Origin of the sequence: Bacillus sp. SRB3LM (genome assembly GCF_015712745.1) — a bacterium.
GTDB classification, from domain to species: domain Bacteria; phylum Bacillota; class Bacilli; order Bacillales; family Bacillaceae_G; genus Bacillus_A; species Bacillus_A thuringiensis_K.
Genome location: NZ_VWVQ01000004.1, coordinates 243,624 through 257,727 on the forward strand (window position 1 = coordinate 243,624; position 14,104 = coordinate 257,727).

The following is a 14,104-nucleotide window of genomic DNA, read 5'->3' on the forward strand; positions in this document are numbered from 1 at the left end:
GTAAAGATTGATGGAATGAAAAATTAAGTGTTTTTTAAGAGATTTTGTCTTTTTTCACACTCCACAATTAGCAATTCGCGCCAATATAGCTTCCTAGTCTTTTACATTACATAAATGTAAATGAATATGATGAATCTCTTAGTTTAATATGTTGTCTTTTTAATCTCTGTTATATAACCGCCACAAAATATGCTATCTTTTCAAGTTCTTTTTCTTTAATAAACGTTACTCCTCTTTTAATTAGCCTTAAAATTGTAAAGTGGCTTAATAATATGTTTAATATCAATTGTTTCTTTTGTATTCTCAATAATTTCATCCATTGGCTTATATACCATTGGTGCTTCATCTAAAGTACTTTCTGCAACAGATGTAGTCCAAACCTCTGTCATTGTATTTTGAAAATCCTCTAAGTTAAGTACTTCTTTCGCCTTCTTACGGCTCATAATACGCCCTGCTCCATGAGGGCCAGAAAAGTTCCAATCTGGATTTCCTTTACCAAATGCAATGATTGAACCATCTCTCATATTGATTGGAATGATTACTCGTTCATCTTTCTGAGCTGAAATAGCACCTTTTCTTAGAATCATATTGTCCATATCGATGTAGTTATGGATTGTAGTGAATTGATCTGTTACTTTCCAATCCATTGTAGTGACGATTTCATCAATCATTGCTTTACGATTTAACTCCGCATATTTTTGTGCAATTTTCATATCATTCATGTAATCTTTAAATCCTTGTCCTTCTAAATAAGCTAATTCTTTACGAATCACCGGTTTCTTAATTTCACGTAAAGCTTCATGTATTTCTTGTTGTCTGCCTTCTTTCGTTAAACGCTCAATCATTTCTTCTTTAATAGATTTAACGTTTATAAGTTGCTCGTAAGCAAAGTTTTGATAATACTCTGCTACTTGTTTCCCTAAATTACGCGAACCACTATGAATAACAATGTATACATTTCCTTCATCATCCTCATTCAGTTCGACAAAATGATTCCCCCCGCCAAGTGTACCAATACTTTTTTGAGCACGTTGCAATGTAAACGGGGCTCTTACACTATCAAAATCAATCATTTTTGAAAATCTATGTTCCTTATCTCGAATACGAAAACCACTTGGGACAAATTTACGTATCGTTTCGTCTAAGTAATCGAAGTTGATTTCCTCTTTTTTCTTATTAATTATAACAACCTCCATGCCACAACCAATATCGTACTTACCTCCCAGTTTCCTGAAAGTGTGGACTATACCTTCTCTACAGTCATCGAGATATGCAGTCTCTACTGTAGGCTCACCGTATTAATTATTCCTCTTCAACTCAAAATGGATGAGGAATAATTCTGTACCTTAGTCTGCTAACATGGTACAAGTCTCTGAACCATTCGATTATGTCACCATAACCACTGGCTGCTGATTGCCCTCGCCTTTTATCGTTAGGGTTCCCAGTCAATTGAGTGAGTAGTTTAAAGTCTGAGCCGATTAGTTAACCCCGACTAAATTAGGAACAATCTTATCTTGAATTGTCATTGTTGTCCCAATCGTGCAACCTGCACCCGCATGTGTATCTGGCATAATACGAATCTTGCTATCCTTTACGAATTCTTGGTTACAAAGATCAATAATTTGACCTGCTGCCGTTTCTTCTACATTCGTAGTATATACTTTTGCTTCATTGTATTTTCCTCGTAATTTCAACATCTTCTATTTCCCCTTTCCTTTAATTTCTACAAAACATTAATTTATATATATTTATAATTATATTTTCCACCACTACAGCTCATTTCCTTTTTTATAAAAAAAGACACAGAGATTCCTCCCCATGCCTACTAATTTCCTACCTTTTCACCGCATGCACATAATGCACTGTCTCAAAAGCTTTCAAATAATCGTTTCGTCCTTCAAAATATAATTTATTTATGTCTTCTGGCGATAAATGTTCATAAATGAGTAAGCCCGCCTTCTCTAACAGTGCTTCCATTTCGGCATAAGAAAAACATGATTTCATCGGTTCTCCGCCTACCGCAGCCATTTTTACCATATTTTCAACTCGATTGGACAGTCCCTTTTCCGTAAACAAGTTTTCATCGGGATAATCGAAAACGATAGAACTTCCTGCCGGAACCACCTCAAATAAACATTCTATTAAACTAGAAAGTTCCTCTTTCGTTAAATAGTACGTTACACCTAATAGACTAAAGAACGTCTTTTTATTTTCAAATCCTTCATTCCGTAACTGCTCATAGAAAAATCCTTTCGTGAAATCCATCGAAACAAAATGAAGGTTATTTGGAACTTCAAGTTCTACTTCTTTTATTCTTTCCTTCTTAAACGCCTGCGTAGAAGGATGATCCACTTCAAATATTTCTATTTTATTCTCTAACTCTCGGTTTCTAAAACTGAACGTATCTAAGCCTGCACCGAGTATGACGTATTGTTTCGCTCCTAATGTAATTTCATGTAGTAATACTCTTTCACAATATGCGGCACGTGCTAAAGGTGTTGGTGATAACTGAACTTGTGTAATCCATTTTAATATTTCTTTTGGATTGTCTTGAAACTGCTCTGCAATGTCTGTATTGAAAAAGTGAATCCCTTGAACCATGTTCGTTTCAATATTGTTACGTTCTTTTTGTGAAATGAAATCTTTAGCTACATAATCATTAAAGATTTTAGGACTATCAAATTCACTATGATACGCCCTTCCGAATGCTGATACTAACGACGTTACACTTGCTTCACCTTGTTTCACGCACATACACTCTCCTTCATTTTCACAACAAAAATAGGGTTCCCCTGGCCAGGAGAACCCTATTATACACCTTATTTTTATATTGTTAAATTATAGCATAAATAAGTTTTTTTGTCAAGTTTTCAGCCTACTAACGCTCCAATAATTTGTGTAATCTCTAGCAGGAAGATTTCGATCTACACCGAATATTCCAGTTCATAACAATACAAATGGAGGGCGTCATGAAAAGATTAGTCATCATTACAGTTGGAAAAACACACAGTGGAAAAACTACATTTGCAAGAGCATTAGAAAAAGAGTTACCCCACTCTTTCGTTATGGATCAAGATAATCAAGCTGAATTTATTAACACGCATTACGAAAAATTACAGCCGGCTAAAGGCCCTAATACATTTAAGCACGGTCTTTCAAAATTCATTGTTGATTATGCGAAAGAACATTCAAATTTACACCTTATTATTAGTAACTCCAATCGCAGTAAAAATGGAAGGTTATATTTACTAAACGAATTATTTCCACAGAATGAATATGTACGCATACTCGTTCATTTTGACATTCCAGATGATGTACTTTACGAAAGAGTGGCTCGAAGCACGCGAAGTACCAATATTTTTAGAGGTGGATATTCTAGTTTCAAAGAAGTATTTGATCGACAACAAACTGAATCACTTCACGATGATGTGGTAGATCCTATAGAAAATGAGGCTGATTATTTGTTTGTTATTCGCAATAATAAAGATATAAGCTTTACTATTGAAGAAATTGTTCATCTAGCTAAAGATTTATCCCCTACTCCAAAATAAGAGATTATAAAAATTACATAATCATAGATTATTATGCAAATACTTCCTCTAGACGGCGCAGATGGTATATAATGATGGAAGAATCTACTTCTATATGCTCATTTTTACACAAAACAGTTCATGCATATGAAAGAAAAGAGGTACAAAAATATGAAAACAAAAAAAACAATTGCTGCGTCTACACTAGCTTTAGCAATGATTGCTGGCGCGAACTCTGCTCATGCGGAAGTAAATGATGCTACTCCTCAGCAAAGTACGGGAGATCGATTAGCTGAAATTAAGCAACATAAACAAGAGTTAGATGCAAAATTGCAGCAACACAAAGAAAACGTGGATCAAACATTAAATGAACTTAACAAGGTTAAGGAAAATGTTGATACGAAGGTGAATGAACTACATGAACGTAAACAAGTTGCTGATGAAAAAATTAACGAAGTTAAACAGCATAAACAAGAACTAGATGCAAAACTGCAGCAAGACAAACAAATCGCCGAAGATAAAATCGCTGAAATTAAAGAGCATAAAAAACAAGTAGAAGATAAAGTTGCTGAAGTAAAAGAACATAAGCAAAATATCGATAACAAAGTGGATGAGATTAAAGAACATAAACAAACTGTCGATGAAAAAGTGAATGAAATGAAGCAACATAAAGAGAACATTGATCAAAAGGTTAATGAACTTAAGGAAGTTAAAAAACAAGTAGATGAAAAATTAGCTGAGTTAAAGAAAGCGAAACAAACTGCTGAGGACAAACTCGCTGAACTAAAAGAAAACAAGCCGAATACTGGTAACACGTTAGAGGAACTTAAGAAAATTAAAGGCAATTTAGACAGTCTTTCCGCTAACTTAGAATTAGCTAAACAAGATGTAAAAAATAAACTAGCTGTTTTACAAGAAGCTAGACAAGATTTAATTAATAAAATTAACGAAATTAAACAATCGAAACAAACTGTTTCAGATGATTTATCAAAGAAAAAACAAGACTTAGATATTAAAATCAACGACTTTAAGCATACTGAGAAAAAAATTGACGACAAATTAGCTGAGTTACATACAACGAAGCAAAATGTTGATAACAAGATTAATGAAGTATCACAGTCTAAACAAACGCAAGCAGATAATGGTACTAAAAACAATAACGCTAAAGAACTTCCTAACGCTGGTAGCGAGCAATCAAACAATATGGCTCTAGGAATGCTATCTGTATTAGGCGGTGTTTTATTACTTACTCGTAATAAAATTAAAACGTTATTCTCTAAATAAGTCCATTAAAAAAAGAAAACCGCACATACATGTACGGTTTTCCTTTTTTTATATTAACTGTCCATCTCGAAGCTTCAATATACGATCACATACATCAAGCATTCTTTCATCATGTGTAATCATAATTGCTGCTTTTTGGCTCTCTTTCACTTCGCGTTTCATCATTTCAACAACTTCACGTGCGCGTTTTGAGTCTAAGCTTGCCGTTGGCTCATCCGCTAATATTAAATCTGGGTTGTTCATGAACGCACGAGCGATTGCTACCCTTTGTTTTTCCCCGCCAGATAGTTGATTTGGATAATGATTCTTTCTTTCTCCTAATCCAAATGCCGCTAATAAATGATCTGCACGCTTTTCGGATTCTTGTTTACTTTCTTTTTTTAGCTTTGCAATGTAAAGTAACTGTTCTTTCACATTTAAATATGGAACAAGGTTTGCAAACTGGAAAATGAAGCCGATTTTTTTCAAACGAATGTCTGTCATTTCCTTTTCTGATAACTGTGTAATATTTTTCTCACGAATGTAAATATCCCCTTTTGATGGTGATAATAATGCACCCGCGATTGATAATAACGTACTTTTCCCTGATCCAGAAGGACCGACGATTCCGATAAATTCTCCGGCTTTCACATCAAGCGATATCGGATGAAGGGCTGTTACTTCCGTATTCCCTTCTCCGTACACTTTACTTACTTTGTCTAATTTTAATAATGAAGTCATTACATCCCGCCTCCAATTGCTTCTAATGCATCAACTTTTAATACTTGGTATAACGAAATAAGTGTTCCTAAAATACTAATTACGATAAAGATTGCTGCATATTGCGCAATCATCGGTGTTGTTAATAAGAACGGCATACCTGCTGGTAAAATTTGTTCTAACCCTTGTACAAGAACGATACTGATTACCATCGCAACGACTGATAAGAATAACGCCTGCACGACTAAGCTATTTGCTAAATACGAGTTCTTTGTACCGATTGCTTTTAATACACCTAATTGCTGTGTTTTTTGCAGTGTAATAACGTAGAAGAATACACCGATTAGTAATGCAGCGATAACAAGTAAGAACGCAATGATCATCGTTAATGTTCCTTGTTCTTCTTTAAATCCTGGAATACTTTGTAGCACTTCTTTTTTGTCAATTACGTGTGCATTTTTAATCTCTTTATCTGTGTTAAGTGCAATTGCACTATAATCTTTTTGGTTTGGTTGTGAAATAGCACCCCATACGTCTTCATTTACATAAACGACTGGTGTATGGCTAAACATTTGATCTTTCGTAAATCCGACGATTGTAAATTCTTTCTTTGAAACAGGATCGATAATTGTATCCCCAATATCGATTCCTTTTTCTTTAATTGATTCATCAGCAACCATTTCGTTATTTGCTGTACCTAATTTCTCCCCTTTTACAATGTTCGGTTCTAAAAATGAATCCCGTTCACTTGAGAAAATAGCGATATCAACCTTTTTCGAACTATCTTTCTTTTCATATGTTGAAACTTTCACACGAAACGGAACGGCTTCTTTCTCGCCTACTTGATTTACTACGTTATCTACATCGTCTTTCTTAATTTGTGAACGAAGTAATTTATTTTCCGCATCATCTGCTAAAACGAACTTATTCGCCTCCATATTTTGAATCGATGAAGCATTATCATATGATAGTCCATTTGCTAATCCTGAAATAACAAGAACTAAAAATGATAATAACACCATAATCAGTCCGATTAATCCGTATCTTAATTTTGATTGTTTCAATTCACGCAGAGCTAAAAACATTTCGCTCGCTCCTTCCTCTTTCTTTCTATGCACTAATCATAAAAAAGAAATATGAACGGAATATGAACAGAAGATTACAGAGAGTAAGATTTAATTTTCAGAAAGTATTGAAAATAAATAGAATCCTTGATACAATTCAGTCAAATAATATTGACCGAGTAATTTAATTCAAGGAGTTGATCATGTTGAAGCCCGTATTAACACTAACTACTTATAGCCAACTAAAAGCATTAAGCGATCCATTACGTGCCGAAATGATGATACGTCTATGCGAACGTCCTTATACTGGACAATTACTATCTGAGAAATTCGGCATTTCAAGGGCGAAAATTCATTATCATTTAAAAGAATTAGAAAAGAATGGGCTTATAGAGATCGTTTATACAGAAGAAAAGAATGGGATTGTTCAAAAGTTTTATCAATCTGTCGCGAAAGGCTTCACCCCTGCCGCAGATCTATTACCTCATTTAGAAATATTAAGCGAATCAGGTCGCCAAATCTTTTTACAAATGATAGAAAGAACGAAAAGCCAAATTCTCGCTGCACCAGAAGAAGCTTTTACATTACAAAATGCAAGTGAAGATCCAGCTAAGTGGAATTACGTTTCATCCTGCTGGGAATTTGATGCTACGCCAGAACAATTTCAAGTGTGGGTGAAAAAGTTTTATGAATTAATGGCTGAATTAAACGAAATCACAAAAGGTGCAGATAAAGATCCGAATAGCAAACCTTATTATATTTCTACTACTGCACTTCAAATCGCTGAGAGAACAATGCAGCAATTTATTAAAAAAGAAGAAAAATCGTAATACGATTTTTTTTACCGAGACGGTCAATTTTATTTTACCGAATAAAATTATTATAAAGGAGTAGATAAAGTGGACATATTAAAAAACCGGAATTTCCTCTTATTATTTTTAGGGAGAATTTTTACAAACATAGGAGATAGCTTGTATTATGTTGCAGCAATGTGGCTCGTATACAAATTAAGTGGTAATCCTTTTTATTCTGGATTGGCTGGTTTCCTTACGTTATTACCTTCTGCATTACAATTTCTTACTGGTCCATTCGTCGATAGATGGTCAATAAAAAACACCCTCGTCATCACACAAGTTTTGCAATGCATTCTTATTTTAATCATTCCAATTACACACTACTTCGACCTACTAACAGTCCACCTACTACTCATCATCATGCCCATCGTAGCTTTTATCGAACAATTCGCCTATCCCGCACAATCGAAAGCTTTACCACTTCTACTGCATAAAACACAATTATTAAAAGGAAACTCACTCTTTTCATTTGCATATCAAGGCATTGATTTAATTTGTACGACTCTTTCTGGAATATTAGTAGCACTATTTGGCGCAATTACTTTATATGTAATCGACTCTTTTACATTCGCGATTACTGCCCTTTTGTTCTTTTCACTAAAAATGCCAAAGCAAACAGAAACCAATACATCGCTATCAACTAAACAATATTTCACTGATTTAAAAGAAGGTTTTTCGATCGTCTTTCGTTCATTAATGGGCGTATTCTTAATCGGTTCAGTAGTCGCTAATTTTTCAATCGGTATGACGATGGCGATACTCCCTTCTTTCGCTGATTCTTTAGGAGGTGTGAAATCATATGGGTTCTTCTTAGCTGCTATATCAGCAGGTAGTCTTATCGGTGCATTATTCAGTTCATGGGTTGGCAAACGTAATGTTGGCCGTGTCTCCATTATTAGCTTTGCGACCGGCGCTATCTTTTGGTTTCTCTCTACGATTGTACCGTTTCAATTGCTATCTATTTTCTTATTCGGCCTAGCCTGGATTGCAATTGGTGCGACCAACATATTATTTGCGACAATTAGTCAAATTGTAATTCCAAATCAATATATCGGGCGCATCAATTCAGTCATGCGAAGTATGGGCACAATTGCTATGCCGTTCGGTTCTTTAATTGGTGGATATGCTGCAAATGTATTTAGTAGCCAACTCATTTTCGCGCTCGCTAGCATCGGAATTTTATTTATTTCTCTCGTATGGCTGCTTCATCCGAAATTACGAGCATTGCCAAAAGCTGATGAAATTACTGCGGATACTTTTGGGGTTCGGTTTAAAGTAGAACGTGGGAAAGGTGCGGCTTTATAGCTGCAGTGAGAGGGTACGTGAAATTTATATCAGCGATTTTCCAATTATATCGACTTACCGACAAAAAAGAGGCCGTTCCGAAACAGCCTCTTTCATCTATTTAGGAAGCTCAACCCGAACGGTCGTCCCTTCTCCCTTCGTACTATACACTGAAACGTTTCCATGATGCAGTTCAACAATCTTCTGCACGATCGATAACCCTAAACCGCTACCTTCTACATTTCTTGCCCTTGCTGTATCTACCTTATAAAAACGATCAAAAATACGCTCCATTTCTTCTTTTTCCATGCCGATTCCGTTATCGGATATAGCGATTATAACGCTAGACTCTAACTCTTCGACAAAAAACTCAATGGTCCCACCATCGTTTGAAAACTTAATACTATTCGTAAAGATATTACTCCATACTTGATGAAGTAAGTTTTCATCACCTTTTATAGTGATATCCGGCACATCAAATTCAACGGCAATATCTTTCTCGCGCCATTTCCACTCAAGCATAAAAATGACGTCTTTAATTTGCTTCTGCAGATTGAATTCTCTTATTTGTAGAACCTTTTCCTCTTTATCTAATGAAGCGAGCGTAAGTAACTGTTTACATAAACTAGACATTCGCTTGCTTTCACCCTCAATAATTTGTAAGTAATGATTTCTTTCTTCCTCACTCATCTTTTCTGTTTGCAACGTTTTTGAAAAACCTTGTATGGAAGAAAGTGGCGACTGAAATTCATGTGAAACGTTCGAAACGAATTCTTGTCTCATTTCATCTAGTTCTTTAATACTTTTCGTCATCTTTTGGAAGCTTGTAGATAACGTTCCTATTTCATCTTTTCGTTTTACGTCTAATTCAATTTCATATTTACCACTCGCAATTTTTTGCGTGGCGTTCGTAAATTTACGAATCGGACGAACGATATAACCTGCTGCAATCGCTATGAATATAATACTTAATAGTACGATAAATCCAAGTAATACCGCTAAGAAAATTCGCATCTCGCCAAATTGGTTCTGAATGTCAGGACGAATAAATAAAGCGTACTGTTTATCACCGTGTTGTACTGGTACACCGACACTATTTATTAATTCATTATCGAAAAAACCGGTAATAAATAGGCGAGTCGGATATGTAGAAACGCCATTAAACGTTTCGCCATTCAATACTTTATGAACGGTATCATCACTTATTGTCGTCTTACGAAACGCATTACCGATACGCTTTCCATTCTTTTGATCATCGACAATATAAATTTCATACCCTAGCTTCGCAATAGAATGTAAGTATGCTTCTTGATTTTCTTCACTTTGCTTTTCATATAACGATTTAACTTCTTCAGCATACTTTAAAATCTTTTCACTATTATACGGTTTTAACTTCACTTGATAATATACGTTCGTTAATAAAAAGCCGATAATACTGCTAAGTAGCATGATTCCAACCGTCATAAAAACAAATCTAGAATATAATGATTTCATTTTATTTCAACTCCAACTTATACCCGAGTCCGCGCACCGTCGGAATTTGAAAATCATCCGTTCGTTTTGAGAATCGATCTCTCAGTCGTTTCACATGAACATCGACCGTTCGTTCATCCCCTTCAAAATCCATTCCCCATACTAATTCAATTAGTTCTTCTCTTGAAAATGTTCTTCCAGGATAACTAGCCAGTTGTGATAACAATTCAAATTCCTTCAGCGGAAGTAAAATCGTTTGACCGTTACACTTCACCTCAAACCCTTTTCGGTCAATAGTCGTTCCGTGCAGCGTAATCATATCAGCACTCAACATTTGATAACGACGCAGTAATGCTTTCATACGGAAAATAACTTCAGCTGGCTCAAATGGTTTTACAATATAATCGTCCGTACCAGAAATGAATCCTTTTTCTTTATCAACTAACTGATCTTTCGCAGTTAATAAAATAACCGGTATATCATGATACTTCCGGATTTCTTCACATAACGTATAGCCATCAACAAACGGCATCATAATGTCTACTATCGCAAGATGAATATTTTCTTTCTCTAAAACGTCTTGCGCTACTTTTCCATCTTCCGCTTCGAAAACTTTAAACCCCTCTTTTTGTAAATGGTAATGTAACAACTCTCTAATATGCTTATCATCATCAGCTAATAAAATATGTATCATCTTCATTAAACCCTCTCTTGTTCATCCTTCTACATCCTTACCTTAAGAAACAATTGGATTTTTTGCAAGAAAAAGAAAAAGAATCTATTTTGAAAAAAAATTATTCAAAATAGATTCTTACGTTTTAGTTTTAAGATTATTTTAATGAAAAATAAGTTCTAAGCTTTAGAAATATCAACGAATCCTTCTCCGAACACATCACGAACATCGTGTATAGCGATGAACGCAGCCGGATCTGTAGTTTGAACAATCCGTTTTAGTTTTACTACTTCTTGCTTATTGATAACAACATAAAGAATTTCCTTCGGAGTTTTCGTGTAATAGCCATGACCTGAATACACGGTAACCCCTCTGCCCATTAACGTAGTTACCTTCCCGGCAATTTCATTCGGGTTATCAGAAATAATTGTAATGGCTTTCTTCGGATTTAAACCTTCAATTACAAACTCCATCACTTTCGTTGCTACATATAGCATAATAATTGTTATCATCAGTTTTTCTGCACCAATGATGAAATAAGATGAAAACGCAACGATTAAATCGAAGAACAGTAGACCGTAGCTAATGCTCCATCCTAAATACTTATGCGTCATCCTTGCTAAGATGGTAGTACCTGCAGTTGTTCCGCCAACGCGAATGATAAGACCAATCCCGCATCCAATAAATATTCCTCCGAAAATGGCATTTACGAGCATTTCATCCGAAGCAATCGTCCATCCTTCTGTCAAATGAAGGAATAGCGAGTTCGTAACTACAGCGATAATCGTATAAATTGTTGTTATCTTATTTAAAAATTTATAACCGGCTATTAACAAAATTGCATTTAAAATTAAGTTAACTAAGCCCGGTGACCATTCAAATAAATAATACGTAATAATCGTGATACCTGTTACCCCACCCTCACCAAACTCGTTCGGGATAACAAACAAATTGACACCTAACGCAAAAAGAAATGCACCAATAATAATAAAAATAATGTCTGTCGTTCTTTTTTTCATACAGTACCTCACTTCTTATGTAAATATTTATTCTGCCATAAACTCTCACCATTATATCGTGGAATATTCAAATCGAACAGTGGTTTGTTTTTATTTTAATATAAGATAAAAAATCAACATTATTTATTATGTACTGCAAATAAAGTTTTGATTTCAACCGTAATTTACTCTTAAAAAGAAATGCTAAACATTGACTTGCACAAATTTCAAATAAAAAAGTACCCATCTAATTCTCATACGCAATGAGAATTAGATGGGTACTGCATGATACATTTAGTTTTTACATGTATTGTTTGGAGAAAATTGCAAATAACGACCTATACTCGCCTTATTAAGACCAAATCCATACATCATCATTATTTTCAGCGTTCGTCTTTGCTTCATGAACTTTTTCAATATGATCAACTGTGTTCCAGTTAATAGAAATACCACCCCAGCCCACATACTCCATATCAATTTTCACTTTCTCACCCACATTAAATACTTGTCCCTTTGTTAAGAAAACATCAATAATATCTTTCTTCCCATTTAGCGATGGATACTCAACTACAACATATTTAGTAGCACCGTCTCCCTCATCTTCCATCGTTCCTACTTTTGATACTTCTCCAATTACATAATTAGGTGAGCCATCTTCTTTCATGTGCATACCTAACATGTTTGTTGTATTTTCAACTGCAGTTGCAACCATATATTCTGTAAAATTACGCATCATAGATCCAGTAGCTTTAACCTCATCTCCTACTTTCACATTTGAGAAAGTATCCATGTATACACTAACAGGCTCCTCATATTGCTTAGATTTTACGACAATTACACCGTTATCTACTTCTACTACTCGTCCTTCTAACGTCGAGAAATTCGATTCAATAGAAGCGGCACTCGCTTTTGTTAGTTCTAACCCTGGTACATTTGTTCCTGATAATGCTGCGATACCTAAAGCACCTGCTAAAATTATTTTTTTCATACCCATATGTAACATCTCCATTCATGATGATTGTATTTGTTTGATTGGTATCGACCAACCTGTAATCATTATAGTTACAAGCCATAAAAATAACAACCGTTTTCCTCATGCAATGTTGCATACTGTAATTTTCAAATGTAAATTGATTATTCCTATATTCAACACTAAGACTGAATTCTTGAATCCCAGCAGGTAAACGGATTAATGATGAAGAAACTAATTTCATACATCATGTTTTTCAATGATACAGTTTGTATAATCGTAGTCCATTACATTATGTAGCAGCGGAGTTAACATGTTAATAAAACCAAAGAGGTTACAAGCAGGAGATATCCTGGCGACAGTAAGTCCTTCATGAGGAGGCGCAGGTGATTCTGAGATAAGATAACGATATGACAGGGCTCAAATAAATAAAAACACCCCTATAAGATATGACTGTGAATTAGTACTTTTCAAATGATAAAGGGGGATTTACATGTATGGAAGTAACATTTACAGTAAGTAAATGGGGTGAAAAACCAATCGATGATACTAAAAAAGATTTCCCTATTAATATTGCACATGTCGAATATGATATTGATGGTGAATTAAAAGGAAAAGCTTTTATTGAATACTTCTTATATTATTTAGACTCAAATATAAATGATGGTCACTTAGCTACTTCTAAAATTTCTAGATTTTTACACTTTGAAGGAATTTATAATGGGCAACAAGGGACATTTACAGCTATAGAGCAAGAAATATTTGATAAAGAAAATTCAGATTCCCCAGGAACAATTATTAAAGCTACCGGTAACTTAGAAAATCTAAAAGGATCCTATAATTATCAATTTACAGGTCAAACCAGTAAACTAATTTTAGAGTTTGAATGTTAGCAAAATATCCTATAATTTAGTGGAAAGGACACTTCTTGTAATACTAGGAATGTCCTTTTTGTTGACGAGCTTATTCAAGTTAAAAATGAACAGAATATATTACATAACTTCTTATTAACAGTATTCAATGATACATAAAATTTTCGTTATGGGGGGAATTAAAAATCTAAGCCCGAGTGACATGGCCCACCTATTCATTACTTTCTCTACTAACTAAAGAATAATCCCAGAAAAACTCCCCTTCATAACTTCCTTTTCAATTTGATTCCTACATATAAACATCGCAATAATTTTTGTACGATTTTTTTCATCGGGCTCAAATTGTTCAATGGTTACGTCACAATGAATAGTTACTATTAATTGGTGACTTTCGATTAAATGA

General features: G+C 34.6%; 14 protein-coding genes and 1 pseudogene. 5 read left to right on the forward strand and 10 right to left on the reverse strand.

Annotated features, from left to right (window positions below; genetic code table 11):
* Positions 1-236 precede the first annotated feature (236 nt).
* The 3 genes from F3I02_RS02745 to F3I02_RS02755 form a co-directional block, all read right to left on the reverse strand.
* Positions 237-1,196: an RtcB family protein gene (locus F3I02_RS02745; protein ID WP_061884379.1), complete on the reverse strand. Its 960-nt coding sequence runs from the start codon at positions 1,194-1,196 to the stop codon at positions 237-239.
* A gap of 282 nt (positions 1,197-1,478) precedes the next feature.
* Positions 1,479-1,697, reverse strand: coding sequence for an RtcB family protein (locus F3I02_RS02750; RefSeq protein WP_000916247.1), 219 nt, complete (start codon positions 1,695-1,697; stop codon positions 1,479-1,481).
* A gap of 136 nt (positions 1,698-1,833) precedes the next feature.
* Positions 1,834-2,754, reverse strand: coding sequence for a class I SAM-dependent methyltransferase (locus tag F3I02_RS02755; RefSeq protein ID WP_002164096.1), 921 nt, complete (start codon positions 2,752-2,754; stop codon positions 1,834-1,836).
* A gap of 215 nt (positions 2,755-2,969) precedes the next feature.
* Between F3I02_RS02755 and F3I02_RS02760 the strand changes: the two genes are divergently transcribed.
* Positions 2,970-3,551 carry an ATP-binding protein gene (locus tag F3I02_RS02760; protein WP_000826986.1) on the forward strand — a complete coding sequence of 194 codons (582 nt, stop codon included), beginning with the start codon at positions 2,970-2,972 and terminating at the stop codon, positions 3,549-3,551.
* Between the two features lie 150 nt (positions 3,552-3,701).
* On the forward strand, positions 3,702-4,814 hold the full coding sequence (locus tag F3I02_RS02765; RefSeq protein ID WP_000850437.1) for an LPXTG cell wall anchor domain-containing protein: 1,113 nt from the start codon (positions 3,702-3,704) through the stop codon (positions 4,812-4,814).
* Positions 4,815-4,862: 48 nt separating this feature from the next.
* Here F3I02_RS02765 and F3I02_RS02770 read toward each other — a convergent pair whose 3' ends face one another.
* Together F3I02_RS02770 and F3I02_RS02775 are read right to left on the reverse strand one after the other, a co-directional pair.
* The gene (locus tag F3I02_RS02770; RefSeq protein ID WP_131250158.1) at positions 4,863-5,534 is read right to left on the reverse strand and encodes an ABC transporter ATP-binding protein; all 672 of its coding nucleotides are present in this window, start codon (positions 5,532-5,534) and stop codon (positions 4,863-4,865) included.
* Positions 5,534-6,598: an ABC transporter permease gene (locus F3I02_RS02775; RefSeq protein WP_000477754.1), complete on the reverse strand. Its 1,065-nt coding sequence runs from the start codon at positions 6,596-6,598 to the stop codon at positions 5,534-5,536. The genes F3I02_RS02770 and F3I02_RS02775 overlap by 1 nt, the downstream gene beginning before the upstream one ends.
* A gap of 185 nt (positions 6,599-6,783) precedes the next feature.
* Here F3I02_RS02775 and F3I02_RS02780 point away from each other — a divergent pair, with 185 nt between their 5' ends.
* A complete protein-coding gene (locus F3I02_RS02780) occupies positions 6,784-7,407 on the forward strand; it encodes an ArsR/SmtB family transcription factor (RefSeq protein ID WP_014895296.1) in 624 nt (207 codons plus the stop codon).
* A gap of 69 nt (positions 7,408-7,476) precedes the next feature.
* Positions 7,477-8,736: an MFS transporter gene (locus F3I02_RS02785; RefSeq protein WP_196477554.1), complete on the forward strand. Its 1,260-nt coding sequence runs from the start codon at positions 7,477-7,479 to the stop codon at positions 8,734-8,736.
* A gap of 96 nt (positions 8,737-8,832) precedes the next feature.
* Here F3I02_RS02785 and F3I02_RS02790 read toward each other — a convergent pair whose 3' ends face one another.
* The 4 genes from F3I02_RS02790 to F3I02_RS02805 all read right to left on the reverse strand — a co-directional run bounded on the left by F3I02_RS02790 (position 8,833) and on the right by F3I02_RS02805 (position 12,853).
* Positions 8,833-10,209, reverse strand: a complete 1,377-nt coding sequence (locus F3I02_RS02790) for a sensor histidine kinase (protein WP_074594142.1) — start codon at positions 10,207-10,209, stop codon at positions 8,833-8,835.
* Position 10,210: 1 nt separating this feature from the next.
* On the reverse strand, positions 10,211-10,888 hold the full coding sequence (locus tag F3I02_RS02795) for a response regulator transcription factor (protein ID WP_196477555.1): 678 nt from the start codon (positions 10,886-10,888) through the stop codon (positions 10,211-10,213).
* A 152-nt stretch (positions 10,889-11,040) separates the two neighbouring features.
* Positions 11,041-11,880 carry a YitT family protein gene (locus F3I02_RS02800; protein WP_000747488.1) on the reverse strand — a complete coding sequence of 280 codons (840 nt, stop codon included), beginning with the start codon at positions 11,878-11,880 and terminating at the stop codon, positions 11,041-11,043.
* A gap of 331 nt (positions 11,881-12,211) precedes the next feature.
* Positions 12,212-12,853, reverse strand: coding sequence for a hypothetical protein (locus F3I02_RS02805; protein ID WP_196477556.1), 642 nt, complete (start codon positions 12,851-12,853; stop codon positions 12,212-12,214).
* A gap of 473 nt (positions 12,854-13,326) precedes the next feature.
* Here F3I02_RS02805 and F3I02_RS02810 point away from each other — a divergent pair, with 473 nt between their 5' ends.
* On the forward strand, positions 13,327-13,722 hold the full coding sequence (locus tag F3I02_RS02810; RefSeq protein ID WP_196477557.1) for a DUF3224 domain-containing protein: 396 nt from the start codon (positions 13,327-13,329) through the stop codon (positions 13,720-13,722).
* Between the two features lie 213 nt (positions 13,723-13,935).
* Here the strand turns inward: F3I02_RS02810 and F3I02_RS02815 are convergent.
* Positions 13,936-14,073 (reverse strand): annotated as a pseudogene (locus F3I02_RS02815) (enoyl-CoA hydratase); the annotation flags it as partial.
* Between the last annotated feature and the right edge of the window lie 31 nt (positions 14,074-14,104).